This is a genomic window from Plantactinospora solaniradicis (assembly GCF_042658085.1).
In the GTDB taxonomy this organism is placed as follows: Bacteria; Actinomycetota; Actinomycetes; order Mycobacteriales; family Micromonosporaceae; genus Plantactinospora; species Plantactinospora solaniradicis.
In genome coordinates this window covers 1-874 of the sequence record NZ_JBHSPR010000130.1, presented here as the reverse complement: position 1 = coordinate 874, position 874 = coordinate 1, and the positions used below count along the sequence as shown (strand labels likewise).

At 69.6% G+C, this 874-nt stretch carries 1 protein-coding gene; it reads left to right on the top strand.

The annotated features are described in order from the left end of the window. Nucleotides 1–22: 22 nt before the first annotated feature. Nucleotides 23–874, top strand: an 852-nt coding sequence (locus ACFP2T_RS47760) for a condensation domain-containing protein (protein ID WP_417629224.1), incomplete at its 3' end; no start/stop codon positions are given.

The window sequence follows — 874 nt, the reverse complement described above, 5'->3', positions numbered from 1 at the left end:
TCCCGAGGAACTGGCCCTGCCGGTGGATCACCCGCGCCCGGCGGTGGCCAGCCATCGCGGTGACGTCGCGCAGGTGATCGTTCCCGCCGAGGTCCACCGACGGCTGGTCGACCTGGCGCGGGACGAGGGCGTGACTCCGTTCATGGTGCTCCAGGCCGCGCTGGCCGTGCTGCTGTCCCGCCTTGGCGCCGGCACCGACATCCCGATCGGCACGGCGGTTGCCGGGCGTATGGACGAAGCGCTGGACGAGCTGGTCGGATTCTTCGTCAACACCTTGGTGATCCGCACGGATCTGTCCGGCGATCCGGAGTTCCGGGAGGTCCTCGGCCGGGTTCGGGAGACGACCCTGAGCGCCCTGGCACATCAGGACGTGCCGTTCGAACGACTGGTGGAGGAGATCAACCCGGACCGCTCGCTGTCCCGCCATCCGCTGTTCCAGGTCGCGCTCAACCTGCAGAACACCGACAAGCCCACCGAACTGCCCGGCACCCGGCCGACCGGCCCGGCCGCCTTGCAGCAGAGCACCACGCGGGCCTCGGTCAAGTGCGACATCGACGTGCAGATCAGCGAAGGGTTCGACGCGGACGGCAACCCGGCCAGCGTGCGCGTTGCGGTGATCACCGCGGCGGGTCTGTTCGAGGCGGCCACCGGTACCCGAATGGCGAACAGCTACCTGCGTGTTCTTGAGCTGCTGACCGCTGCGCCGCAGACGCGGCTGCATGCCGTCGAGTTGCTCGACGCCGCAGAGCGAGACCTCGTGCTGCACCAGTGGAACGACACGGCGGTGCCGGCCGGTGCGGGATCGGTGGTCGACTTGTTCGGGCGTTGGGTGTCGGAGACGCCGGACGCGGTTGCGGTGGCGGCCGATGGTGTG